Below are 1,801 nucleotides of genomic sequence, written 5' to 3'. Positions count from 1 at the left end.
TGTCGGTCCACACCTCGTCGACGTAGGCGGTGCACTCCGCCTCGGTGCCCTCCTTTCCGACGGGCTGCCAGCCGGCGGGCACCTCCAGGTCGGCCGGCCAGAGGGAGTACTGCTCCTCGTCGTTGCGCAGCACCTGGTAGCGGGTGTTCTCGTCCATCTCCTGCTCCTTCGTCATCTTCATCAGAGGCGGGTCCTCGTCAGAGGGAAGTGGTCAGCGTTGGCCGCGCGCGTGCCGGGCGAGGTGGCGCAGGGCCTCGGCGAACTCCTCGGCCGCCCGGCGCACGGTCGCGGTGTCGTGCAGGGCGGGGCGGTGGTGCCAGGTGAAGGCGAGGCGCCCGTGCTGCGCCGCGCCGACCACCTCCACCGGGTGGGAGCCGCCGTCGCGGGGGTCGTGGTCCTGGCCGAAGGAGCCGAGCTCGGTGCGGACCAGGCCGTCCTCGGCGGCCTCGGGCCGGGCGTCCCACTGGCCGAGGTAGTTGAAGACCAGCCGGCCGTGCGCTCCGGCGGCGAGGCGTTCGCGGACCTCGGGCGGGCCGAAGGTGCGCAGCGCGCCGAAGCCGAGTCCGTTCCCGGGCACCGCGCGCAGTTGGCGGCGGATCGACTTCACCAGGGCGCGCCAGTCGCGGTCCGGGCCGAGGTCCTCGGGCTCGGGGACGTGGAGGGCGACCGGGTGGACGGTGGTGAACCAGCCGACGGTGCGGGACAGGTCGACGCCCTCCAGCACGTCCTCCCGGCCGTGCCCCTCCAGGTCGAGCCGGATCCGCTCGTGGCCGCTCCAGCGGGCCAGCGCCAGGGCGAGGGCGGCCAGCAGCACGTCGTTGACGCGGGTGCGGTAGGCGGCGGGCGCGGCGCGCAGCAGCGCCTCGGTGTCCTGTTCGTCGAGTTCGACGGTGACCGCCGCGGTCTCGGCGTCGCCGGATTCGGCGGGCTCGCCCGGCAGGTCGGACGCGAGGCTCACCACGTCCTCCCAGTACGGCAGTTCGTGGTCCAGCCCGCCTTCGGCGACATGGGCGGCGAGCCGCTGCGCCCACTCCAGGAAGGAGGTGCCGCGCTCCCCCAGGGTGATCTCGTCGCCCCGGGCGGCCTGCCGGTAGGCGCTCGCCAGGTCGTCGCGCAGCACGCGCCAGGAGACGGCGTCGACGACCAGGTGGTGGGCGACCAGGAGCAGCAGGGCCGGGCGATCCGCCTCGCGGGTGAACAGGGCCGCGCGCAGCAGTGGGCCCTGGGCCAGGTCGAAGCCGCCGTGCAGGTCGTCGGCGGCCTTGGCCAGGGCGGCGTCGGCGTCCTCGGCCGTCCGCCCGGTGAGGTCGTAGCGGAGGAGGACGTCGTCGGTGCGGGCCGGCGGCGGGTTGAACTGGTGCCAGCCCGACGCGTCGTCGTGGGTGAAGCGCATCCGCAGGGCGTCGTGGTGGTCCAGCAGGGCGTCCAGCGCGGCCCGCAGCGCGGACGGGTCGGGGTCGGCGTCGAGTTCGAGCAGCATCGACTGGTTGAAGTGGTGGTGGGCGGCGCGCGGGGTGGTCAGGAACCACTCCTGGATGGGGGTGAGCGGCACGTCGCCGGTCACCGGGCCGTCGTCCTCCCGTTGCGGGGCGGTGCGCACCACGGTGGCCAGCTCGGCGACGGTCTGGTGGGTGAAGAGGTCCCGGGTGGCCAGGTGCAGTCCGTCCCGGCGCAGCCGCGACACCACCTGCATGCTGAGGATGGAGTCGCCGCCGAGCAGGAAGAAGTTGTCCTCGGCGCCGACCTCCTCGACGCCCAGGACGTCGGCCCAGATCCGGGCGATCCGGCGTTCGGTGTCGGT

At 74.3% G+C, this 1,801-nt stretch carries 2 protein-coding genes; both read right to left on the bottom strand.

The features are described 5' to 3' along the window. Nucleotides 1–157, bottom strand: a 157-nt coding sequence (locus J0670_RS37165) for an MbtH family protein (RefSeq protein WP_207817191.1), incomplete at its 3' end; no start/stop codon positions are given. A gap of 54 nt (nt 158–211) precedes the next feature. Continuing rightward, nucleotides 212–1,801, bottom strand: a 1,590-nt coding sequence (locus J0670_RS37160; RefSeq protein WP_243438057.1) for a condensation domain-containing protein, incomplete at its 5' end; no start/stop codon positions are given.

Origin of the sequence: Streptomyces sp. FH025, assembly GCF_017427025.1 — a bacterium.
Taxonomy (GTDB): domain Bacteria; phylum Actinomycetota; class Actinomycetes; order Streptomycetales; family Streptomycetaceae; genus Kitasatospora.
Note: the sequence above shows the minus strand (reverse complement) of the source record. Positions and strands in the feature narration are given on the sequence as shown.